Below are 22,596 nucleotides of genomic sequence, written 5' to 3' on the forward strand. Positions count from 1 at the left end.
CGAAAAAATGCCGATACCTCGGCCAGAACTATATTTTCTGGCTGCGGTGAGTGCTGCTAGCGCATCGGGAAATCCTTTGCCACCATCGTGCGCAATTGTTTCTCCAGCACCGCTTCATTTAATGGTTCCCGCTCGGCGGGCGGAGGCGTATGGTTATAGTAAACGATATTCTTTTGCTCCCCATCATAGATAAACAAGCAGATATCTGACTTGGCCTTGATGGCTATCGGCACCATCATTCCCATTGTCAGCAGCCCAACCCCAATACTTTTGGCCAATTGATTGCCGTAATTACCCTCCAGTCGGGTGAAGCCTTGAGTTGCCGCTACCAGTACATAACGTTGATTCTGACTTGCCAATAGATGGTCCAGCACCGGCAAATGTGCTCCCGTATCCAAACGCTGACGCTTTTCAATCCCGTTCACCGCCCGGTAAATCTCTTGTCTGGCCTGTTGCTGAAGCGAATCAGGAATCACCAGCTCATTTCGCAGATGCAGCTCGACCTGATGATTAACCAATAATTTTCGCATCAGCCGCACCGACTCAGCTGATGCTTCCGGATTGAATTCCGGCTGATTACCACGCTGAATAGTAGATACTTGCACTACTGGCGAAGCAAAGGACATTTCAAGGATAGCCTTGGGCTGAAACCCGGGACGCAGGATGCCAGAAGTGGTGGCACAGGATGATAGCAGCCCCGTGAGCGTTACCAGAATCACAGCGTAGCGCATTTTTTGCATCATGGTGTTCGAAGTGGCGAAAATGCTAAGCTACCGCGCAAACGGCCACCGGCCCAGCCGCCGACTCCAGAGCAGGAATGCGCCGGTGCCCAGCGCCATCATGCCCAGCGCGGCCACTTGGAAGTAGAGTTTGAAGGTCACCCCAAACCACTCTACCTCGGCCGGCGCGATGCCCACGAACACGAACAGCCACACGATGATGGCCAGGATGACGGGCAGCGGGTAGAGCGGCATCTTGAACGGCAGCGCACTGGTGCCACGCCGCTTCCGCAGCAATATCAGGCCCACGGCCTGGCCCACAAACTGCACCAGAATCCGCATGGCCAGAATGGCCGAAATGACCTCGCCCAGCCGGAACAGCAGGCTGAATACAAAGCCCACGCCGCCCAGCAGCAGCAGCGATACGTAAGGGAAGTTTTTGGTGGGATGCAGCTTGCCGAACACGGGCAGGAACTCGCCATCGGCCGCCGCCGCGTAGGGAATGCGCGAGTAGCCCAGCAACACCGCGAACAGCGAGGCAAATGCCACCAGCAGCACCATGGCCGTGGCCACGTTGGCCGCCGTGGGCCCGTACAGCCGCTCCATAAATACGCTGATGATGAACTGCGACTTGTCGCCGGCACCGGCCTGCCAGCTCTGCACTTCCTGCCACGGAATGACGGTGCCCACGCTCCAGTTCAGGAGCAGGTACAGCACCGCGATGCCCAGAATGCTTAGGAAAATGCTGCGCGGAATAACCTTTTCCGGCCTTTTGATTTCGGCCCCGAGGTGGCACACATTATAGTAGCCGAGGTAGGAGTAGATGGTTTTGACAGCCGCCTGGCCCATGGCGGCCGAAATCAGCAGCCCCGGCAGGGCCGAAAAGCCGCCGGCCGGAAAAATATCGACGTGGTGGTTGGGGTGCGTAACGCCGCCGAAAATCAGCCAGCCCATGAGGCTCAGTACGCCCACCCACAGGGCCACGCCCAGCTTACCAATGTCCTCGATGCGGCGGTAGAGCAGCGCCACCAGCAGCAAAACCACCGTGCCGGCTACGGCCTTGGGCTGCCACCACTCGGTCATGGGCACGAGGTAGCCGAAGTACTGGGCGAAGCCGATGGCGCCAGAGGCCAGCACCAGCGGCGACTGAATGAGCGTTTGCCACACGTAGAGGAACGACATGTAGCGGCCCCATTTCTGCTCGCCATACGCCAGCTTGAGGAAACGGTAGCTACCGCCGGCTTCGGGGTAGGCTGCGCCCAGCTCGCTCCAAATCAGGCCATCGACGGAAGCCAGGGCCGCGCCTACCAGCCAAGCCAGCAGGAAATTCGGGCCCATAAAGCCCATCACGAGCGGCAGGGTGACAAAGGGGCCAATGCCCACCATGTCAATCATATTGAGGGCGGTAGCTTGAACCAGGCCCAGACGGCGCTGCAAAGTAGGTGCGGACATAGGAACGAAAGTAGCGCGGACTTTCAGTCCGCGACTGCATTGGCCCCCTCGCGGACTGAAAGTCCGCGCTACATTTTACCAACCTCCGCCCGCCCACCTTCGTACCCCAATGCATCATTTCATACAATGTTCATCGAAAACCAATGGCTGGCAACTCTTCTAAAATCGTAGTCTACGGAGCCATTGGGGCTAACGTGGCCATTGCCATTTCCAAATTTGTGGCGGCCTATTTCACCGGTAGCGCGGCCATGATGTCGGAAGGTATCCACTCGCTCGTGGACAGCGGCAACGGCGGACTGATTCTTTTCGGGCTGAACCGCAGCGAGCGGCCGGCCGATGCCCGGCACCCCTTTGGCCACAGCAAGGACCTGTATTTCTGGACGGTGATTGTGGCGGTGATGATTTTTGCCGTGGGTGGCGGCATGTCGCTCTACAAGGGCTACCAGTACCTGCAGCACCCCGCGCCCCTCACCGACCCCACCTGGAACTACTGGGTACTGGGCCTGGCCATGCTGTTTGAGGGCACGGCCTGCGCGCTGGCCTACCGCGAATTTCGCAAAACCCAGGGCGCGGCAGGTTTCTGGCAAGCCCTGCGCGACAGCCGCGACCCAGCCGTATTTGCCATTCTGCTCGAAGACATGGCCGCCCTGGTCGGCCTGGTGATTGCGCTGGCCAGCATATTTCTCGGGCATTATTTCAATAATCCTTACTTCGACGGGGCCGCCTCCGTGGCCATTGGCGCGCTGCTGGTGGGCATGTCGATATTCATGTTGCGCGAAGCCCGGGGGTTGCTGGTGGGCGAAGGGGCCAGCCCCGAGGTGCTACGCGGGCTCGAAGCCCTGGCCAGCCAGGACGCCGCCGTCACGAAGCTGCGCGCGCCGCTTACCATGTACCTCGGCCCCACCGATGCCATCCTGGCCCTCGACATTGCCTTTCACGACCACCTTACGGCCGTGGAGATAGAGCAGGCCGTGGAGCGCCTGCAAACCGCCATCAAAGGCAAGTACCCCGAGTTCCAGCGCGTCTTCATCGAAGCCTCGTCCCTCAATGGCCAGCAGCGCCAGAAGGCCTCTCCGCTAACTCCTGGCTAGACTTCTGCCAACGGCAACCCCATTTCCTGCGTACTTGCGCATCTATGTCAGACGCGAACGCATCCAAAATATCCCTCTACGGCGGCGTTGCTGCCAACGTGGCTATTGCCATCAGCAAATTTGTGGCGGCGTATTTCACCGGCTCATCGGCCATGCTCTCGGAGGGCATTCACTCGCTCGTGGATACCGGCAACAGCGGCCTGCTGCTCTACGGCACCGCCCAGAGCCAGCGCCCGCCCGATGCCGAGCATCCCTTCGGCCACAGCAAGGAGCTGTATTTCTGGGGCTTGATTGTGGCCGTGCTCATCTTCGCCATCGGCGGCGGCATGTCGTTTTACGAGGGCATCAAGCACATTCAGCACCCCGAGCCCATCGAAGACGCGGGCTGGAACTACGTGGTGCTGGGCATTTCTTTTCTGTTCGAAGGCATTGCCTTTTATCTCTCGGTGAAAGCGCTACTGGCCCAGGCCGATGCCAACGTGGGCTTCGTAAAAATGCTGCGCACGAGCAAAGACCCCGCAGTATTTGCCTCGGTGATGGAAAACCTGGCGGCCCTCGTGGGCCTGGCATTGGCGGGCCTGGGGGTATTCCTGGGGCATTTGCTGAACAATCCTTACTTCGATGGCGGCGCGTCCATCGCCATCGGCCTGCTGCTGATGCTGGTGGCCATGTTTCTGGTGGGCCGCACCAAGGGCCTACTGGTGGGCACCGGCGTAGATGCCGCCACGCTGGCCAACCTGGAGCGCATTGCCCGCGACCAGCCGCAGGTGCGCAACATCCGCTCGCCCCTCACCATGTACCTCGGCCCAAACGACGTGATGCTGGCCCTCGATGTTGACTTTGCGGACAACCTGACGTCGAGCGAAGTAGCCACCGCCGTCGAGCGCTTGCAGGATGCTATTCGGGTGGAGCATCCGGAGGTAAAGCGCATTTTCATCGAGGCCAAAAACCTGGCAAATGCGGCCCCGGTAGGGATAAAATAAAACCATCATGCCGCGCGGAGCCGAAGCATGATGATCAAAATAAGCCCAATATTAACCCCAATCCCACTTTCGCGGTAAACCCCCGGTGCGCCCGCCGCAGCTACCGGGCTGACGCGGGCGGCCGCCTGTTCCACACAGCCCCTTTGCTATGAAAGTTCCTACCCCCGTTGCCTCGCCGTTTCGCTCCTTTTGGTGGGGCGGCTACGAGTGCACCGACCAGCTTAACGCCTTCGGCCACCGCGTCGATTTCCTGCCCCTCACGGGCCATTTGCAGCTAATTGACGAAGATTATACCGCTCTCGACCCGTTCAACGTCCGCACCGTGCGCGAGGGCATTCGCTGGGCGCAGATTGAAAAAACGCCCTATCAATACGATTTCAGCACGGTAAAAATCATGCTCGACGCCGGGCAGCGCCACGGCATTCAGCAGGTGTGGGACTTGTGTCACTTCGGCTACCCCGACGACCTCTCGCCGCTGCACCCGCTATTTGCCCGGCGCTTTGCCGCGCTGTGCCGCGCCTTCGTCGATTTCTACCGCTCTGTGCGACCCGACGATGTGCTCATCGTCACGCCCATCAACGAGGTTAGCTTCATCAGCTGGCTTGGGGGCGATGCCCGCGGCACTACCCCCTACTGCCATGGCCAGGGCTGGGACGTGAAATACGGCCTCATGCGCGCCTACATCGAAGGGGCTCACGCCCTGCGCGAGGCCGACCCCAGCATCCGCATGCTCAGCACCGAGCCGCTGGTGCACATTGTGCCGCCGCTGCACGCCACGCCCCGCGAGCGCCGCTGGGCCCGCGAAGCCCACGACAACCAGTTTCAGGCCACCGACATCCTCGCCGGCCGCCTGTGTCCCGAGCTGGGCGGCCACGAAGACCTGCTCGATATCGTGGGCTTCAACTACTACTACGACAACCAGTGGCAGAACGGCACGCCCAACAAGCTGGGCTGGCGCGACGACGTGCCCGACCCGCGCTGGGTGCCCCTGCGCAACCTGCTGCGCTCGGCCCACAAGCGTTACCACCGCCCCTTCGCCCTCACCGAAACCAGCCACCCCGGCGTCGACCGCCCCCAGTGGCTGCGCATGATTGCCGAAGAATGCGCCGCCGTGCTCCGCGAGGGCCTGCCGCTGCAAGGCATCTGCCTCTACCCCATCATCGACCGGCCCGACTGGGACCACCTCGACCAGTGGCACCAGTCCGGCCTCTGGGATGCCGACCTCAGCCAGCCCGGCCCCGCCCGCGTGCTGCACCAGCCCAGCGCCGAGGCTTTGCTGGCTGCCCAGGCTCTGGTAACCGAAGCCGTACCCCAGCGCCGTCCCCGGGCAATATTGGTGTAGCGCAAACTGCACAGCTTGTGTTTTGGCCGCCGGCCCGGCCGTATTTTCAGCCCATGGATGCTACAGTTTACCTCCCTTCGCCCCTCGGCCCGCTCGCTATCATTAGCTCCGATGCGGGCCTTCGGGCCGTTTCGTTTCTTGATGCTGAAGTAGCCACCACACCGTTTGCCGCCGTGCCCGCCTGTCTGCGTCCGGCGCATCAGCAGCTGCAAGCTTATTTCGGCCGCGAGCTGCGGGAGTTTGACCTTACTTATGATTCCGATTTCGGCACCGATTTCCAGCGGCAAGTGTGGCAGACGCTGCTGGGCATCGGTTACGGCCGCACGGCCTCCTATCTCGACGTGGCGAAGGTGTTGAACAATCCTAAATCCGTCCGGGCCGTGGGGGCGGCCAACGGCCAGAATCCGCTGGCCATTGTGTGGCCCTGTCACCGCATCATCGGGGCCGATGGCAGCCTCACGGGCTACGCCGGCGGCATGCACCGCAAGAAGTGGCTACTGGAATTTGAGCAGCCGGTCAGGCAGGGCGGGCTGTTTGGGTAAGGTGCCCTTATTCAGAATAAAAAACGTCATGCTGAGCGAAGTCGAAGCATCTCTACCGTGCACGTAATTCATTTACTCTCGCGGTAGAGTTGCTTCGACTTCGCTCAGCATGACGTTCTCCCCCACCCCCGTTTATCCCGGTGCCCCCACCAGCTTGAGCAGCCCCTTATAAATAATGTTGTGCTGCCAGTACAGCTGCAGCACCATGGGAATATGGTGCCGGCCGGGAATAATAGTGTACGGCGCGGGCTGCCCCGTCGGCTTCAACCGGTCCCGGAAGCGCCCCGAGCTGCCGCTGATGCTTGGGTACGTTTCGCCGCCGATGTAGAAGATGAACGGCGGCAGGTTGGGCTTAATCTTATAGATGGGCGACATTTCCTTCCACACGGCCGGGTCCTTGCCGAAGGGCACGAGGTATTGGGCGTCGCCCTCGTACTTCATTTCCGTGAGGTAGCTATACATATCCAGCCCCGCCGGGTCGTCCATGACGGCCCCTTTAACCGGATTCTGAGGCAAGCCATTTTTCGCTAATAATTCATCATCGGTAGCCAGCAGGGCGGCCAGACCGCCGCCCGCCGAGTGGCCCATCACGAACACGCGCTGCGGGTCGCCGCCGTATTGTTTGATGTTGTTTACCGTCCAGGCCAGGGCGCGGGCACAGTCGGCCGCCTGCTCGGGCACGTGCACGGGCGGAGCGAGGCGGTAGTTAATCACCACGGCTATCACGCCCTGCTTGGCCAGCCGCCGGCCAATGAAGGTGTAAATATTCTTGTTGCCACTCGTCCAACTCCCGCCGTGGATGAACAGCACGACTGGATACCCGGCCCCGTTGGGCGCGGCTTTTTTGGGCGAATACACATCCAGAATATGGCGCTCCTTGTCGAAATCGGGGGCGGTGGCGGGCACGTAGGCCACGTCTTTGGTGCGGTGGCTGGGGCGGGCCACCACGTATTCGGTGGCCAGCATGATGACCACAACAGCCAGCAGTACGACCATGGGGGTCAGCAAAGAGAAACGACGCATGCGCGGGGATTAAGCAGAGGGGCCTGCGGCCGAATGCCGGCGCAGGAGCTACACCTACGCCCGGGCCGGGACGGCAGTTTGCCCGGCAGTGGCGTGGCACCGGGGTCGGGTGCTTGGCAGCATTGGCTTTATCTTTGTCAGAACGGCTGCTGGCTGGCTTTTGCCGGGCCGGGCTTCCCTCATTTATTTATTCGCACCCGTGTCGATTTCTGCTTTGCCTAAGAATATTTCGGCGGCCCTGGCCGCCCTGCTGCTGGCAGGCCTGCTGGGAGCCGCGCCCGCCCAGGCCCAGCGCAAGGGCGCGGCCGCCCCCACCGTGAACGCCGATGGCAGCCTGGCCACCCCGGCCCCGAGCAAGCCCATGCGCCTGCAGCCCCTGTTCGGTGGCCTCAGCCCCACGCAGGCCACTCAGGTTATCGGCGAGGCGCAGCTCAAGGCCATTGCCGCCAGCTTCGCCTCCACGACCGAAGCCAGCACGTTCTTCACCAATAAGGGCTACGAATACCTGCGCGAAAACCAGCCCGACACCGCTGCCTACCGCTTCAACCTGGCCTGGCTCCTCAACCCACAGAATGCCGAAGCCTACCGCGGCCTGGGCATTATTGCCAGCGGCCAGCCCACCCCCGACGCCGCCATTACCCTGCTGAGCAAGGGGTTCGGCATTGCCCCCACCAGCACCCTGCTCATGAGCGACCTGGGCGCGAGCTACCTCATCCGCTACGGCCAGACCAAGAAGAAAAAGGACCTCGCCATGGGCCTGACCCTGTTGCAGCGCGCCACCGCCGCCGACCCCACCAACGCCAACGGCTGGCAGCAGCTGGCCCGCGGCCTCTACTACCAGGAAAAGTATGCCGAAGCCTGGGATGCTGTGCACAAAGGCCAGAACGCCAGCGTCGGCAGCCTCGATTTCGACCTCGTCACCGACCTGCTGACCAAGCTACCCGACCCGCAGGGCATCTTCAAATAAACCCCGGCCGGCAGACGGATTTCAGCGGTTTGGGCGTTGGGTTCCGAATAGGCATTTTTTGCTTCACTTTAGTTGGATAGTATGCGGTTTCGCTCGTTGATTTTTGGAGGGCTGGCGGCTGGCGCACTTAGCAGCCACCCGGCCCTGGCGCAGTACCACCGCCCCGTGCGGCACTACAACCGCCAGGAGCGGGCCTACTTCCGGGGGCCGCTGCACGTCACGCTCGGCGGCGGCACGGCCCTCTATAATGGCGACCTGGGCAACAGCCCCAGCGATAATTTCCTGGGCCCGGCCCTGAGCCTGGGCGTGCTCTACCGCCTCACGCCACACCTGCACCTGGGCAGTGAGTTTTCCTACGTGCAGATGGGCGCGCGCGACAAAGCCAAGGAGCGCGGCCTGGCCTTCACCAGCACCAACGGCCTGGGCACGGTTTTCTTCCGGTTCGATTTACTGCCCGACGAGTCCGTTTTCGCGTCCTCCATGGCCGAAGCGCCCGTTTTCCAGGTGTTTGTGCAGGGCGGCGCGGGGCTGCTGCTCTACAATCCGCAGGCTTACTACGGCACGGAGCGCGCCAACGATGCCACGTCCTTCCTACCGCCCGAGCGCAACGACTACCCGGCCCTGGCCGGCGCGTTCCCGGTGGGCGCGGGCTTCGGCGTGCGCCTCACCGATAAGCTGCGCGCCAACCTCGAAGGCAACTACTACTTCACCACCACCGACCAGCTCGACGACATCAACCTGCGTCTCGGCGGGGCTTCGGCCAGCAAAGACGGCTTTGGCACGGTAATGCTAAAGCTGGACTATGCGCTGAAGTAAGTTCCTGGTTTAATTGCGTATATTATTCTGAGCTTGCGAACCGAAGGTCGGCGTAGCCAAGGACCTTATCGCCGGAGCTCAGTTTACAGTAATCCAAACGGGCAAAACGTGATAAGGTCCTTGGCTACGCCGACCTTCGGTTCGCAAGCTCAGGATGATAGAAAAAAAGGCCCGCCAGCAATGCTGACGGGCCTTTTTTCACTAACTCAAAAAGAGAACTACTCTTTCACAAAGCGCTGATGGAAGGTCTGCACCCCGTCGCTCACGTTGATAACGTACATGCCCTTGCCCAGGCTGCTCACGTCGAGGGTGCCGCTGCCATTGTAGCGGGTGGTGGCCACCATGGCACCACGCAGGTCGCTCACGCTCACACGCACGATTTCAGCATTGCCGTCGAGCAGCAGATGCAGCTCGCTGGTAGCCGGCATTGGGTACAGGCTCAGGGCATGGGCCGAAGCCACGCCCGTCAGCGAAGCCGCGCCGCTGATGGCGGGGGCGCCGGTAGGGCCCGTCTGGGCTACAAGGGCGGCTCCGGTGGTCACGCCCACGGCGTTCCAGGCGTTGGTTACCGACTGCACCTGCACCGAGCCGGTGCCGTACAAGTCCGTAGCGGCCTGAATGGAGTAGGTACGGGCCTGGGCGTAGGTCGAGCTGGCCACCATGTACACGTCTTCCATGCGGAAGGTGATTTTAGCGGCGGCATCCAGGCCGAGGCCGGCTACCGAGTAGGCCACGCCTTTCTCGTTGGTGCCGGCTTTGCCGTCGGCAATGAGGTAGTACCAGTAGTTGATAACACCCGAGTTGGTGTGCACACCGCCGTTATCGGAGGTGCCGGTGTACCAGTTGATGCCTTTGTAGTAATCGGGCTGGCCCTGCGATTTGGGGTCGCTCATCGAGCGCAGAGCGGCCTGCTGCTTGTCGATTTCCTCGCCAATGAGCCAGGTTGACTTTGCCTTGGGGCCGCTGGAGGTGAAGCCTAAGTTGGCCACGGCGTAGGCCTCAATCGAAGCACCCCAGATGTCGGACAGGCCTTCGTTCATCGCGCCCGATTCGTTGGAGTAAGTCAGGTTGGCCGTCTTTTCGCACACGGCGTGGCCGATTTCGTGGCCACACACGTCCAGCGCCGTCAGGGGGCGGAAGCGGGTGGCGCCGTCCCCATAAGTCATGCGCGTGCCGTCCCAGTAGGCATTCTCGTAGCTGCGGCTGTAGTGCACGTAGCTCTTGATGATGGCGCCGGCGTTGTCGTAGGAGTTGCGGCCGTGCACGTTCTGCCAGTAGTCGTAGGTTGCTTCGGCTCCCACGTGGGCGTCGCCGGCCACGTTGTCGAAGTTGGCGTTGTTGTATTCGGCGGCCGTCCAGTTGTTGTCGGCATCAATGAAGTCGGTGGCGCGGGCATACTGAGTGCCCTTCTTCATATTGTAGGTCTGGATGCCCAGGCCCCGGCCGGTTTCGCGCAGGAAATACCCGCCGGTGGTGGTGCCGTCGCCAATGGAGCGGCTACCGCTGTAGGCCGTGGCAAACGTGCCCGTGGCGCTGGTATGCTTAATGATGTTGTCCTGTAGCACGACTTCGCCGGTGCGGGCATCTACGTACACAAAGGCCCGGCTCACCGGCTCCTGGGCATACACGTCGAACTTCCAGGCCAGTACCGGCTTGTTCATCACCTCCGCTTTGGTCGAGCGCTCGTTGCGCACAATCACCAGCTCGCCCTGAGGGTAGTAGCTGGCCGACGACTTGCCCGTTTCCTGCTTCAGCAGCGTTTCCTCGCCCAGGTCCTGCCACATATATTTATGGGCCCCCACGTAAGCCAGTGCCCGGTCCAAGGCGGCCGAAGCACTCAGGCCAGGCGTGGTGTTCAGGCCCGAAATCTTCTCAAAATCGCCGCTGATGCTTTCCACGGTGCCACCCTTGGCGTGAACCGTGTAGTCGGCGTGCTCTACGCGAATGCCCTGGTAGTACTGGGCAAACTTCTCGTGCGTGAAGCCGAGCTCGTCGGTTTGCACGCGAGCCACGCGCATCTGGTCGGCATCGGTGAGAGCCAGCTGCTGGCGCAGTACCTGGCTGCTTTCGACACCACGGTAGGCGGCTTTGCCTTCGGCGCTGAACTGCACCAGCACGGGCTGGTTGTCGTCGCCCAAAACTTTGGTTTGGATGCGGCGGGCATCCTGCGCTTGGGCATTAGTAGCCAGCGAGCTAAGCAGCAGCAGCGTGGCAGCAGAGTATTTATTAAGCATAACGAATGGGAAAGATGGTGGTGGAATTTGTTGGCAACGCTGAGGGTCAGATTTCATCAGTGTTTACGCCGCAACTTAATGATTTTTTCATTAAATACTTCATGTTAACATCATAATTACAGTAATGTCCGAATTTTATTACCAGCAACTCAATAAATTGAATTTCAACTAGATAAAATTGAACCACTAAAAAATATTATCGGCTACTAAAAGAAAAAAAGGTCCGCCAGCATTGCTGGCGGACCTTTTTATAAATTGTGAAAGAGTGACTATTCTTTCACAAAGCGCTGGTGGAACACTTTCTCGCCGTTGCTCACGGTGATGGTGTACATACCCTTCGCGAGGCGGCTGATGTTTACCTGGCCATTGGCGAAAGAAACATCGCTCATGCGAGCACCACGCACGTCCGAGATTTGCACGCTGGTAGCCTCACCGGGTACCGAGATGTTCAGCATTTCCGAAGCGGGGTTCGGGTACACTTCCAAGGTGCGGGCAGCCTCGTTGCCGAGCGGCGTAGCACTGCTGCCGCTGAGGGTAGCCACGCCGGTGAGCGCCGCACCGCCGGTGATGTTCACGGTATAGTCTTCGGCTTCGCCGTAGCTGAAAGTGCCGCAGCTGGTAGTGGCCGAGTTGTCGCTCATCACCACGCGCATGCGGGTAGTGCCGTTGCGGGCCGTTGTGGGCACCGTGAAGGTGCTGCTAAGGGTACCGGTGCTGGCGGCCGAACCGCTTACAACCAGTTCGCCCGCATCGGTGAAGACACCATTCTTGTTGTAGTCGATGTAGATTTTCCAGTACTCGGTGTAAGCCGTAGAGGCATAGCCGGCGCTGAAGTAGATGGTATTGCTGGAGCCGGCAGCGAGGCTGGTGCTCAGGGCGGTGCCGTTGTAGTAGCCGGCATCGGAACCCGAAGTACGGTTGATGCTGCCGATATTCACGAGGTCAATCCACTCAAACGCCTGGCTGGTGCCTTTGATGGTGCAATAGGTAGGCGTAGTGGTGCCGCCCGAAGCAGCGCCCACACCCACGGCAAACCACGCGTTCGTCACGGCTATTACCTGGGCCGAACCGGCTCCGTAGAGGTCGGTCGCGGCCTGGATGGAGTAGGTCCGGGCTTGGGCGTAGGTCGAGGAAGCGACCATGTACACGCTCTCCATGCGGTAGGTAATTTTGGCAGCCGCGTCGAGGCCTAGGCCGGTCACGCTGTAGGTACCACCGCCTTCGTTGGTGCCCGACTCGCCGGCCGCGAGGATATAGTACCAGTGGTTGAGCACGCCCGAGTTGGTATGCACGCCGCCGTTGTCGCCGGTGCCAGTGTACCAGTTAACCCCCTTGTAGTAGGCCGGCTGGCCCAGGGATTTGGGGTCGCTCATCGAGCGCAAAGCAGCCTGCTGCTTGTCGATTTCCTCGCCAATGAGCCAGGTCGACTTCGCTTTCACGCCGCCCGAAGTGAAGCCCAGGCTGGCCACAGCGTAGGCCTCAATCGAAGCACCCCAGATATCGGACAGGCCTTCGTTCATCGCGCCCGACTCGTTGGAGTAGGTCAGGTTGGCCGTTTTTTCGCACACGGCGTGGCCGATTTCGTGGCCGCACACGTCCAGCGCCGTCAGGGGGCGGAAGCGCGTTGCGCCGTCGCCGTAGGTCATCACCGAACCGTTCCAGTACGCATTCTCGTAGCCCACACCGTCGCCAGGGGTATCATCGAAGTGCACGTAGCTCTTGATTTTGGCACCGGCGTTGTCGTAGGAATTACGGCCGTGCACGTTTTTCCAGTAATCGTAAGTGGCCTGAGCACCCGCGTGGGCATCGCCCGACACGTTGTCGAAGTTGGTGTTGTTGTATTCGGCGGCCGTCCAGTTGTTGTCGGCGTCGATGAAGTCGGTAGCAGAGGTATAGCTATTACCCTTTTTGCAGTTGTAGGTTTCGATGCCCAGACCGCGGGTAGTGCCTTCGCGCAGGAAATAGCCGCCCGTAGTAGTGCCGTCGTTGATGGAGCGGCTGCCACTGTAGGCCGTGGCAAACGTGCCCGTAGCCGCAGTGTGCTTAATGATGGCATCCGTGAGGACCACCTCGCCGGTGCTGGCATTTACATAAACGTAGGCGCGGCTGATGGGCTGCTGGGCGTACACGTCAAATTTCCAGGCCAGCACGAGCGGGCCGGTAGAGCTGGTGCGCGTGTCGCGCACAATTACCAGCTCGCCCTTCGGAGCATACGAAGCGGCATCGGCTTCGGTGGTTTGCCACATGTATTTGCGGGCGCCCACCGAGGCCAGCGCCTGGGTGAGGGCGGCGGTGGCGCTGATACCAGGCGTGGTATTGAGCTTGGAAATGCGCTCAAAGTCGCCGCTGATGCTTTCCACCGTACCGCCCTTGGCGTGTACCGTATAGTCGGCGTGCTCTACGCGAATGCCCTGGTAGTACTGGGCAAATTTCTGGTGCGTGAAGCCGAGCTGGTCGGTTTCGACGCGGGCTACGCGCATTTCGTCGGCTGGCGTGAGGGCCAGCTGTTGGCGCAGCACCTGGTTGGCGTCCAGCCCACGGAGGGCCATTTTGCCTTCGGCATTGAACGCAACCAGCAATGGCTGGCTGTCGTCGCCCAGTACCTTACTTTGAATGCGCGACGCATCCTGGGCATTGACAGCCAGTGAGCTGAGCATCAGCAATGCAGCAGCTGAGTATTGTTTTTTCATGCAACTATTCAGGTTAATGGTGAGAAATCGAGGCTTAGCAATTTTTTAACGTTTTGCACTAAACCTGCCGCAACATAGGCAACTTTATTAGCGAAAGGCCTCAATTACCATTAATTCGACAATAATACCCGAATTTTGTACGTTTCATGAAAAAACAATGAAGACACAATTGCACTTAACCAAATTGTAATATTCCTTTAGCCAGAACCATTACATGGTTTGATTTTTGCTACCGTTTACCAGCATTCAGATAGTCGGCGGCCAGCGTGGCCAGGGTTTTTACGCCCAGCGTAAGGCCGCTTTCATCGATGCGAAAACCGGCCGTGTGGTGGTCGGCGGCGGTGGCGGGGTCCTGGCCTTTGGTCATGCCACCCACGAAGAGAAACAGGCCGGGCACCTTCTCCTGATAGAAGGCAAAATCCTCGGCCCCGGTCACGGCTTTTATTTCCCGCACGTGGGCCGGGCCGGCGGCGGCTTGCAGGGTGGGCAGCATCTGGGCCGTGAGGGCGGGGTCGTTGATGGTCACGGGCACGTAGGGGTCGATGGTAACGTCGGCGGTGGCCCCGGCACTCTCGGCAATGTTGGTAGCAATGCGGCGGATACTGGCCCATATTTGCTGCTGCACGGCCGGGTTCAGCGCCCGGATGGTGCCCGACATCTCCACATCGGGCGGAATAACGTTGTAGCGCACCCCGCCGTTGATGGTGCCCACCGTGACCACGGCCGCATCGTCAATCAGCTTCACCTGCCGGCTCACGATGGTTTGCAGGCCCATGATAATCTGGGCGGCCGTCACCACGGGGTCCACGCTGTTCCAGGGGTAGGCCCCGTGCGAGCCTTTGCCGTGCACCTTGATGGTGAAGCGGTCGGAGCTGGCCATTTCGCCGCCGGGGCGGTACGTGAGGTTGCCCACCTCGGTCCCGGCGCTGATGTGCACCCCGAACACGGCATCGACCTTGGGCTTGTCGAGCACGCCTTCCTGCACCATGAGCTTGGCCCCGCCCTCCACGCCCGGCAACGAGCCTTCCTCGGCGGGCTGAAAAATGAACTTCACGGTGCCGGGCAGGTCGGCCTTCACCTGGCTCAGCACCTCGGCCGCGCCCATGAGCATGGCCACGTGGGTATCGTGGCCGCAGGCGTGCATCACGCCCACGGGCTGGCCCAGGTAGGTGGTTTTAACCTTGGAAGCGAAGGGCAAGTCGTTGTTTTCGGTGAGAGGCAGGCCGTCCATATCGGCGCGCAGGGCCACCACGGGGCCGGGCTTGCCGCCCCGCAAAATACCCACCACGCCGGTGCGGCCCACGCCGGTCTGCACTTCCAGGCCCAGCTTTTTGAGGTGCGCGGCGATGATGCCGGCGGTGCGGGTTTCCTGGTTGCCCAGCTCGGGATGCTCGTGAATATCGCGCCGCCAGGCAATGACCTTGCTTTCTTCCTGGGTGGCCAGCTGGGCAATACGGGCATCGAGGGCCGCATTCTGGGCGTGGGCGGTGGGGGCGGCGGCCAGCGCCAGCACAAGGCCGGCCGGCAAAGCAGAAAGTAAAAAGCGCATCATAAAATCAAGAATGAGGAATGAAAGCCGGGCGGCACGTTTCGGCCGGTAGGCAATGTTACGCCACCGTGGCCAACCAGCGCGCTACTGTTCAGCCCGGGACGTATTTTTGCGCGTTGGTTTATTGCCTTTCCATTATCTGAACCCGTTATTTTTTGTGGCTACGATTCTGACGCCTGCCCCCCTGCCCCACCCCGTGAGTGCCCCGCATCAGCCGGGCCGCCCACGCTCCTGGCCGGCGGCCTGGGCATCAAAGGGTTTCCGCCTGCGGCTGGGCGCAGTGGTGCTGCTGCTGCTGTGCCTGCTGCCGGTGGTGCCGGGCTTCTATCATTTCATTCAGGCGCGGCCCGGCCAGCGGCTCCCCGACCCGCTGCTGGAGCTGCTGCCGGTGCACGATGTTTCGGCCCTCACGTTTGCGCTCATTTACGGGGCCATCGCGGCCACGCTGGCCTACCTGCTGCCCCGGCCGCAACGGCTGTTACCGGCGCTGTGGGCCTATTATTTCCTGCAATTGCTGCGCATGGGCACGCTGTGGCTGCTGCCGCTGGAGCCGCCCACCACGCTGGTCATTCTGCACGACCCGGTGATGGACCGCATTTTCGAAGTAACCACCCAGCCCATCGTGCGCGACCTGTTTTTCTCGGGCCACACCGCCACCATGGTGCTCCTCACACTGGTAGGCCGGGGCCGCAGCTGGCGCTGGGTGCTGGGCCTGATGAGCGTGGCCGTGGGCGTGCTGGTACTGGTGCAGCGCGTGCACTACTCGTATGATGTGCTGGCCGCGCCGTTTTTCGCCGGGGCCGCCTACTGGCTGGCCGGGCGCGTGTGCCGGAAGTAGCACGGGCTTTTAGTCCGCGAGTTGAATGGCCTGAACCGGGCTACTCGCGGACTAAAAGTCCGCGCTACAAATACTTCTCGTAAATCCCGGCGGCAATCTTCTCCACAATGCCTTTGGGTACCACGCTGGTAAGGCCGGCCGACACTTTATTGAGTACGCCGGGGATGATTTCTGCCTCGCCGGCCAGCAGGCCGTTCACGGCGGCGGTAGCCACGGCTTCGGGCGTCATCGACACTTTGTTGGCGGTGGCTTGCAGCTCGGCGCCCATGCCGGCGCGGTCGGCAAAGCTGGTGGTGGTGGCGCCGGGGCTCAGGCAGCTAACGGATATATTACTGGTTTTCAGCTCGTAGCGCAAACCCCGGCTGAAGCTCAGCAAAAACGCCTTGCTGGCCGCATACAGCGTCAGCGAAGGCACGGCCTGGTAGGCGGCGGTACTGGCCACGTTCAGGATGTAGGCTTTGGGAGTTTTGTGCAGGGCCGGCAGCAGGGCGTGGGTAAGAGCCACGGGCAGGTGCATGTTCAGCTGCAGCATATTCTGCTGCTCAGCCAGGCTGAGCTGCTCGAAGCGGCCCCAGAGGCCGTAGCCGGCATTATTCACCAGCACGGCCAGCTGCTCGGTTTGCTGAATGGCCCAGGCGGCCACGGTTTCGGCGGCGGCGGGGGCAGCCAGGTCGGTGGCCAGTACGTGGGCCTGGCGCTTGTGCCGGGTGCCGATTTCGAGGGCCAGGTTGGTGAGCTGGTCTTCGGACCGCGCCACCAGCAGCAGGTCGTAGCCGCGCTGGGCCAGAAGAAGGGCAATGGCCCGGCCAATGCCGCGCGAAGCGCCGGTAACGAGAGCGTAGGCCATTTTTTCGATGGGGATAATGCAGTATTTAGTATTGCTATAAGGCCGTCATGCTGAGCGGAGTCGAAGCATCTCTACCTCAATACTAAATCCTGTCGATTGGGATTAGTTACGCTGTAGAGATGCTTCGACTCCGCTCAGCATGACGGCCTTTTTTCTTCGTCCAGCTTACTTCACCAAGTGCAAAAAGCGCAGGTAGAACGGCGTGGGGCTGTCCTCGCTCTTGGGCTGGTACTTGCCCGAGATGATGGGCACATACATCACGCGGCGGCGGCTTTCGAGGCCGATGAGCGGCGACTGAGCTACGCGGTGCCACATGCGGCCATCGTGCACGGTGAGGTCACCGGGCTCGGTTTCGATGGCCATTTCGTTGGGGTCGTAGTACACGTCCTTGTAGTACTTCTTGCGAAACAGCATCTTGTGCAGGCCCTGGCGGTGAGTGCCGGGTATCACGCGCAGGCCGCCGTTGGTGGCCTTGGTGCCGTCGAGGTGCAGGCCCACGTTGAGCATGGGGCCGATGCGCTTGCCGTAGAATACGTCGCGCAGCGAGTCGGTATGCCAGCCCATCTGGCTGAATTCGGAGCCGGGCACGTTCACGTAATGGTTCACCACAAGGCCGTCCTTTTCATTCTCGCCCACGCGGCCGCCTTCGGCCTCGAGGAGGGGAAAAAGGGCCTCGAAACGCTCGTCCTGAAGCAACTCGTGCAACACAGGATGGTGCTGCGAGGCAAAGGCGAAGCGCTGCACAATGCGCGAGCCGTCCACGTCGTGGCCGTACTTAATGGGTACGCCGTTCACCTTTTCTACGCCTTCGGCCAGCCATCTGGCTTGCACTTCCTGGGTAGCCTGAAGGATTTGCTGAACATATTCGGGCGAGGCAAAAGGCCGGAAGTGCAGGAAACCGTATTTAGTAAAAAAGGCCCGTTGCTCGGCGGTGAGAGTGCTGCCGAGCGTGAAGCGTGGATAATCAGAGGATAAGGCCATAACAGAAATTTGGCGGCCGCCGGGTATTCCCGGGCGACACGCAAAGGTAATACGTCCGGCGTGGCCTGTGCCGATTTTTGGACACGGACCGGGAGCAGCACGGCGGCTATAACCGCGCCGCCGCGCAGTAGTTTCGATGCGGCAAATACGCGTTAGGCACGTGAACCGATGATGAATTACCGCCCCGGTGCTCCCGCGCGCTAACGGCTACCGGCCTGCAATGCTTTAACGCTCAATCCTTCTTCTGATACCGGCCCCGACCCGGGAGTACGGAGCCGGGGCCGTCGCACGCAAGGAAACGGCCGCAACGGCGTTGGGAAGAGGGTACTAATCGCGAAAACTCCTATCTTTTCTCCCTCCAATCTGCCCGGCCGATGCTCCTGCTGCCCACTTTTAACGCCGTTTTACAGCCGTATGCCGTAGGGCCAGCGGCTTTCCAGGCCCACGCACAAGGCCATTTTTGCGCCAGCTGCCAGCGGGTGGTGCAGGATTTCAGCCAGTCGGCAAACCCCGTGGCTGACCTGGCTGCCGCCCGCTCCGCCGCCCCCGATGGCCGGGTCTGCGGCAGCTTTCGGTCCGCGCAGGTGCAGCAGGTGCAGCAGGTGCCGGTAACACTGACGCGGTGCCTAAAGTAGTTCCTGCTGGCGCTGGTGCTGGTAGTGGGCCAGGGCTTGACGGCGCGGGAGGCGCTGGCGCAGGTGCGGCGGCCGGTAAAACAGCAAACATCCTTGCCAAGAGCTGATAAGGCAGTGTTAGCCTCGCCCAAGTCTGAAGACCGAGTGTATGGAGAAATGACAGAAGCAATGCCCGTATTTCAGCACGGTGGCAGCAACCGCGAGGTAATTGACTATATCCAGCAGCGAATAGCATGGCCCCAGGAAAATGGCAAAATCGTAGCAGCAGAAGGCCGGATTTTCGTCTCTTTTACCATAGATATTACTGGTCAGGTTCGTGATGCAAGGGTTATCAAAACATTCAATCCCAAGTTTGATGACGCTGTGTTACTGGTGGTACGGAGCCTACCGCCGTTCAGGCCTGGCTCACAAAACGGACTACCTGTGCCTGTGGGTATGACGTTGCCGATTACCTTCAAACTGAAATAAACCCGACCTGCTTACGCATTCCGACCAAAATTCCCCACCTTCACCCTTCCACACCTAACCCCCACCCTCCCCGCAATGATTTTCACGCCCAGCCCCATGCTTCTCAAGCTGCTCTACACCCGTGGCAGCCTACACAACCTGCCCGAGAACGCAGGTGTGGCCTTCAGCCTCAAAAACCGGCTCGACACCGTGAAAGTGACGGCGTTCAAGCAAGTGCAGATTGGTGATGTGGTGGTGCCGGCCGAGAAAATCCGGGTTGATTTGGGCAATGGCGAGCATCGCGCTGCCACGGCCATCGATGCCGACGGGCAGGCCGTGGAGCTGCCCGTGGGCCGCGCCATCACGGTAATGGTCGACATGCCGGCCCTGCCCGAGGGCATTCATCCGGTGCAGATGTGGTTTTCGACCGACGTTTTCGGCGACCTTCATGTGGAAGTGGAAGATGCCATCGTGGGCGTGGCCAGCTCCCAGCCCCGCATTCCGCGCTCCGAGGAAGACGACTACTCCGAAGCCGCCATCGCGGCCCGGCAGCGCTTCGCCGAGCAATTTGCGGACAAAGAATTTAAGCACCTCAAGCACTATTCCTTCGATGCCCACCAGTTGCAGGGCAACTGCGAGCATTTCCTGGGCGTGGCCCAGATTCCGGTGGGCCTGGCCGGGCCGCTGACCGTGAACGGCGAGCACGCCCAGGGCGATTTTCTGATTCCGATGGCCACTACCGAGGGTACGCTCGTGGCCAGCTACAACCGCGGCATGCAGGTGCTCAACCTGTGCGGCGGCGTGAAGTGCACCGTGGTGGGCGATGCCATGCAGCGGGCTCCGGTGTTCGTGTTCGAGGATGCGCGCGGGGCGCGCGACTTTGGCCTGTGGGTGGAAGAACACATTGGCCTGATTCGGCCGCAGGCCGAAAGCACCTCCAGCGTGGCCAAGCTGCAGTACATCGACACGTACCTGAGCAACAAATTCGCCTACCTGCGCTTCAATTTCAGCACCGGCGACGCAGCCGGCCAGAACATGGTGGGCCGCGCCACCTTCGCCGCCTGCTCCTGGATTCTGGAAAACTACAAGGGCGCGAAAGTGGAGCATTTCTACCTCGAATCGAACTTCGCCACCGACAAAAAGGCCTCCCAAATCAACGTAATGCGCACCCGGGGCAAGCGCGTGGTGGCCGAAGCCGTCATCAAGCGCGACATCCTGATGCAACGCATGCGCGTGACGCCCGAGCAGCTGGCCTACCACGGGCAGGTGAGCAACGTGGGCGCGTTCATTTCGGGGGCCAACAACAACGGCGCGCACTCGGCCAACGGCATCACGGCCATGTTCATTGCCACGGGGCAGGACGTGGCCAACGTGAGCGAGTCCTCGGCCGGCATCCTGTATTCGGAAGTGAATAAGGACGGGGATTTGTACATCAGCATCACCATTCCGTCGCTGATTGTGGCCACCCACGGCGGCGGCACCGGCCTGGCCACCCAAAACGAGTGCCTGCAAATGCTGGGCTGCGTGGGCCGGGGCACGGTGCGCAAGTTTGCCGAGATAGTGGCCGGCGTGGTGCTGGCCGGCGAGCTAAGCCTGGGCGCGGCCATCAGCAGCTCCGACTGGGTGAGCAGCCACGAGCAGTACGGCCGCAACCGGTAGAAGCATCTGATACAAACAGTTACCCTTTCCTACCTCTACTCAATGAAACTGCAAAAACTAGCCTTCCTGGTCGTTGGCCTGTGGCTGGGGGCAGGCCGTGCGCAAGCGCAGATGCAATCCTCGCGCGAGCTTGGGGAGCTCGGGATGGACCTATACCAGCGGGCCAATTCGCCCGATGCCCTGGCCCGGATGCGCAAGGACCTAGTGAGTGCCCCCGAAGCCTATCTGGAGGGCGCGGAGCAGCCCGGCACCCTGGTCTTGCTCGATAAGCGCCGGGTGCGGGTGCCGGCCCTGAAATACAACGTGGCCCTGCGCCTGCTCGAAGTGCGCGACTCGACCGGCAGCCACGTATGGCCGCCCGGCAGCCTCGACGGCTTCTACCTGGGCCGGGGCAGCGAGGCGCGGCACTTCCGCAGTAAGCTGGTGCGCAACGGCAGCACCCGGCTCGATTTTGTGGAAGTACTGACGCAGTCCGACAACAGCCCCCTGGCCCTGGCCGTGCTACACAGCTACCGGCACCAAGATGCCCGCCTCGACCCCATCCTGCGCACCGAAATTCAGCCGGAGCGCAACGAAATCGGTCAAACGGTATTGGCCGGCACCGACCTTGTGGCCAAAGAATCCCTGCGGGCACTGCCCCTCAGCCAAAAAAATGTGAGCCAGCTCTTTGGCAGCCGCGGTCCCGAAGTAGCGGCCTGGGCCGCCAAACAGCACCTGAGCTACACCGACCTGGGCCAGGTGCTGCGCATGGTGGAATATTATAATCAGATATCCTTCAAACAACCCTGAAGTGCTTTGCATAGCCGAGCAGGACTTGTCATTCCGACAAAGGAGGAACCTGAGGACTGTGTTTCGACGACTGCATCCAGATTCCTGCTTTGCCGGAATAACAATTGGCCCCGGACTGGCACGGTGCTTGAAATCGAGGCTTAAACAGTGCGTAACCGCCTAATTATCGTATTTTTGACGTCCTCTGTAACGTTCACCTTCTTTTATTGTCTTTAGTGAAACTTCATCCTTACTTATTTGCTATTTTCCTACTCGCCAGCGGGCAACAAGCAAACGCGCAGGCCGCGAAGGAACAGGCTGAAGCCCGCACTATCTACGCTCAAAGCAACCGCAACCCCACCACCGCCACCCTGCGGGCTAGCCTGAAAACCCAGGCCACCGGCTTCCTCGGCGATGGCACCTTTCAGCTGGGCGCCCTGCGCACCTTCGACGGGCGCTACCGGCCCGTGCCGGGCGTGCGCTTCCACGCCGGCATGCGCCTGCTCGAAGCCCAGGATTCCATCAATACCGATTCGACGCACTTGTGGCCGGTGGGCAGCCTGCGCGGCTTCGATATAGGCGAGATGGGCGGTACCGGGGCCGATGCCCTGCGCCGCTTCCGCCCCCGCCTGGTGAAGGAAGGCAGCGCCGGCACCCGCCGCGAATTCGTGGAAGTGCTCACGGCCGTGGATGCCGGCCCGCTGCTGCTGGCCCGCCTCTACTCCTCGGGAGCCGATGCCACGGCCGGCCGCCTCTCCATGGCTCCAATGCTGCTGGTGGGCGTGGGCAACGAGCCCACGGAGCCGCTGCACCCCATCACCCTCAACCAAGGCGACGTGCTGCGCCTGTTTGGCAAGCGCGATACCGAAATCAGCACCTTCGCCAACGCCCAGCACCTGCAATACGACCAACCCGCCGACGTGGCCAAGATGCTGGACCACTACAACCGCGTGGCGGTGGTAAAGTAGGTGAGGTGTGAAATGGTGAGATGGTGAGTTTGATGTTGTACTTGC

At 61.1% G+C, this 22,596-nt stretch carries 20 protein-coding genes; 12 read left to right on the forward strand and 8 right to left on the reverse strand.

Annotated features, from left to right (window positions below; all coding sequences use genetic code 11):
• Positions 1-56 precede the first annotated feature (56 nt).
• Together KQ659_RS18120 and KQ659_RS18125 are read right to left on the reverse strand one after the other, a co-directional pair.
• Complete coding sequence (locus KQ659_RS18120; protein ID WP_216679797.1) at positions 57-743, reverse strand: hypothetical protein; 687 nt, start codon at positions 741-743, stop codon at positions 57-59.
• Between the two features lie 27 nt (positions 744-770).
• A complete protein-coding gene (locus KQ659_RS18125) occupies positions 771-2,171 on the reverse strand; it encodes an APC family permease (RefSeq protein WP_216679796.1) in 1,401 nt (466 codons plus the stop codon).
• A 143-nt stretch (positions 2,172-2,314) separates the two neighbouring features.
• Between KQ659_RS18125 and KQ659_RS18130 the strand changes: the two genes are divergently transcribed.
• The 4 genes from KQ659_RS18130 (at position 2,315) to KQ659_RS18145 (ending at position 6,129) form a co-directional block, all read left to right on the forward strand.
• Positions 2,315-3,262, forward strand: a complete 948-nt coding sequence (locus KQ659_RS18130; RefSeq protein ID WP_216679795.1) for a cation diffusion facilitator family transporter — start codon at positions 2,315-2,317, stop codon at positions 3,260-3,262.
• Positions 3,263-3,306: 44 nt separating this feature from the next.
• On the forward strand, positions 3,307-4,245 hold the full coding sequence (locus KQ659_RS18135; RefSeq protein WP_216679794.1) for a cation diffusion facilitator family transporter: 939 nt from the start codon (positions 3,307-3,309) through the stop codon (positions 4,243-4,245).
• A 148-nt stretch (positions 4,246-4,393) separates the two neighbouring features.
• Positions 4,394-5,587 carry an amine oxidase gene (locus KQ659_RS18140; RefSeq protein ID WP_216679793.1) on the forward strand — a complete coding sequence of 398 codons (1,194 nt, stop codon included), beginning with the start codon at positions 4,394-4,396 and terminating at the stop codon, positions 5,585-5,587.
• A gap of 53 nt (positions 5,588-5,640) precedes the next feature.
• On the forward strand, positions 5,641-6,129 hold the full coding sequence (locus KQ659_RS18145; RefSeq protein ID WP_216679792.1) for a methylated-DNA--[protein]-cysteine S-methyltransferase: 489 nt from the start codon (positions 5,641-5,643) through the stop codon (positions 6,127-6,129).
• Positions 6,130-6,261: 132 nt separating this feature from the next.
• On the opposite strand, the gene KQ659_RS18150 is transcribed toward KQ659_RS18145, so the two are convergent.
• Positions 6,262-7,152 carry an alpha/beta fold hydrolase gene (locus KQ659_RS18150; RefSeq protein WP_216679791.1) on the reverse strand — a complete coding sequence of 297 codons (891 nt, stop codon included), beginning with the start codon at positions 7,150-7,152 and terminating at the stop codon, positions 6,262-6,264.
• 199 nt (positions 7,153-7,351) lie between these two features.
• Here KQ659_RS18150 and KQ659_RS18155 point away from each other — a divergent pair, with 199 nt between their 5' ends.
• Positions 7,352-8,119 carry a tetratricopeptide repeat protein gene (locus KQ659_RS18155; RefSeq protein ID WP_216679790.1) on the forward strand — a complete coding sequence of 256 codons (768 nt, stop codon included), beginning with the start codon at positions 7,352-7,354 and terminating at the stop codon, positions 8,117-8,119.
• Positions 8,120-8,200: 81 nt separating this feature from the next.
• Entirely contained in the window at positions 8,201-8,935 is a 735-nt protein-coding gene (locus KQ659_RS18160) for an outer membrane beta-barrel protein (RefSeq protein ID WP_216679789.1), read from the forward strand.
• Positions 8,936-9,153: 218 nt separating this feature from the next.
• Here the strand turns inward: KQ659_RS18160 and KQ659_RS18165 are convergent, their stop codons facing one another.
• From KQ659_RS18165 to KQ659_RS18175, 3 genes are all read right to left on the reverse strand, one after another.
• Complete coding sequence (locus KQ659_RS18165; protein WP_216688090.1) at positions 9,154-11,169, reverse strand: M4 family metallopeptidase; 2,016 nt, start codon at positions 11,167-11,169, stop codon at positions 9,154-9,156.
• 269 nt (positions 11,170-11,438) lie between these two features.
• Complete coding sequence (locus tag KQ659_RS18170; protein WP_216688089.1) at positions 11,439-13,859, reverse strand: M4 family metallopeptidase; 2,421 nt, start codon at positions 13,857-13,859, stop codon at positions 11,439-11,441.
• A 229-nt stretch (positions 13,860-14,088) separates the two neighbouring features.
• Entirely contained in the window at positions 14,089-15,411 is a 1,323-nt protein-coding gene (locus KQ659_RS18175) for an amidohydrolase (protein WP_394369617.1), read from the reverse strand.
• A 154-nt stretch (positions 15,412-15,565) separates the two neighbouring features.
• On the opposite strand from KQ659_RS18175, the gene KQ659_RS21940 reads away from it, so the two are divergent.
• On the forward strand, positions 15,566-16,246 hold the full coding sequence (locus tag KQ659_RS21940) for a phosphatase PAP2-related protein (protein WP_216685907.1): 681 nt from the start codon (positions 15,566-15,568) through the stop codon (positions 16,244-16,246).
• A 64-nt stretch (positions 16,247-16,310) separates the two neighbouring features.
• Here KQ659_RS21940 and KQ659_RS18185 read toward each other — a convergent pair whose 3' ends face one another.
• Both KQ659_RS18185 and KQ659_RS18190 read right to left on the reverse strand, forming a co-directional pair.
• Positions 16,311-17,093, reverse strand: coding sequence for an SDR family NAD(P)-dependent oxidoreductase (locus tag KQ659_RS18185; RefSeq protein WP_216679785.1), 783 nt, complete (start codon positions 17,091-17,093; stop codon positions 16,311-16,313).
• Positions 17,094-17,258: 165 nt separating this feature from the next.
• Positions 17,259-18,074: a phytanoyl-CoA dioxygenase family protein gene (locus KQ659_RS18190; RefSeq protein WP_216688088.1), complete on the reverse strand. Its 816-nt coding sequence runs from the start codon at positions 18,072-18,074 to the stop codon at positions 17,259-17,261.
• A gap of 374 nt (positions 18,075-18,448) precedes the next feature.
• On the opposite strand from KQ659_RS18190, the gene KQ659_RS18195 reads away from it, so the two are divergent.
• From KQ659_RS18195 to KQ659_RS18215, 5 genes are all read left to right on the forward strand, one after another.
• Positions 18,449-18,709 (forward strand): hypothetical protein, encoded by a 261-nt coding sequence (locus KQ659_RS18195; RefSeq protein WP_216688087.1) that lies wholly within the window; start codon positions 18,449-18,451, stop codon positions 18,707-18,709.
• A gap of 15 nt (positions 18,710-18,724) precedes the next feature.
• The gene (locus KQ659_RS18200; RefSeq protein ID WP_216679782.1) at positions 18,725-19,177 is read left to right on the forward strand and encodes an energy transducer TonB; all 453 of its coding nucleotides are present in this window, start codon (positions 18,725-18,727) and stop codon (positions 19,175-19,177) included.
• A 75-nt stretch (positions 19,178-19,252) separates the two neighbouring features.
• Positions 19,253-20,815, forward strand: a complete 1,563-nt coding sequence (locus KQ659_RS18205; RefSeq protein ID WP_216679781.1) for a hydroxymethylglutaryl-CoA reductase — start codon at positions 19,253-19,255, stop codon at positions 20,813-20,815.
• Positions 20,816-20,857: 42 nt separating this feature from the next.
• On the forward strand, positions 20,858-21,604 hold the full coding sequence (locus tag KQ659_RS18210; protein WP_216679780.1) for a hypothetical protein: 747 nt from the start codon (positions 20,858-20,860) through the stop codon (positions 21,602-21,604).
• A 215-nt stretch (positions 21,605-21,819) separates the two neighbouring features.
• Positions 21,820-22,551 carry a hypothetical protein gene (locus KQ659_RS18215; RefSeq protein WP_216679779.1) on the forward strand — a complete coding sequence of 244 codons (732 nt, stop codon included), beginning with the start codon at positions 21,820-21,822 and terminating at the stop codon, positions 22,549-22,551.
• Positions 22,552-22,596: the final 45 nt, after the last annotated feature.

Origin of the sequence: Hymenobacter siberiensis (assembly GCF_018967865.2) — a bacterium.
GTDB lineage: Bacteria > Bacteroidota > Bacteroidia > Cytophagales > Hymenobacteraceae > Hymenobacter > Hymenobacter siberiensis.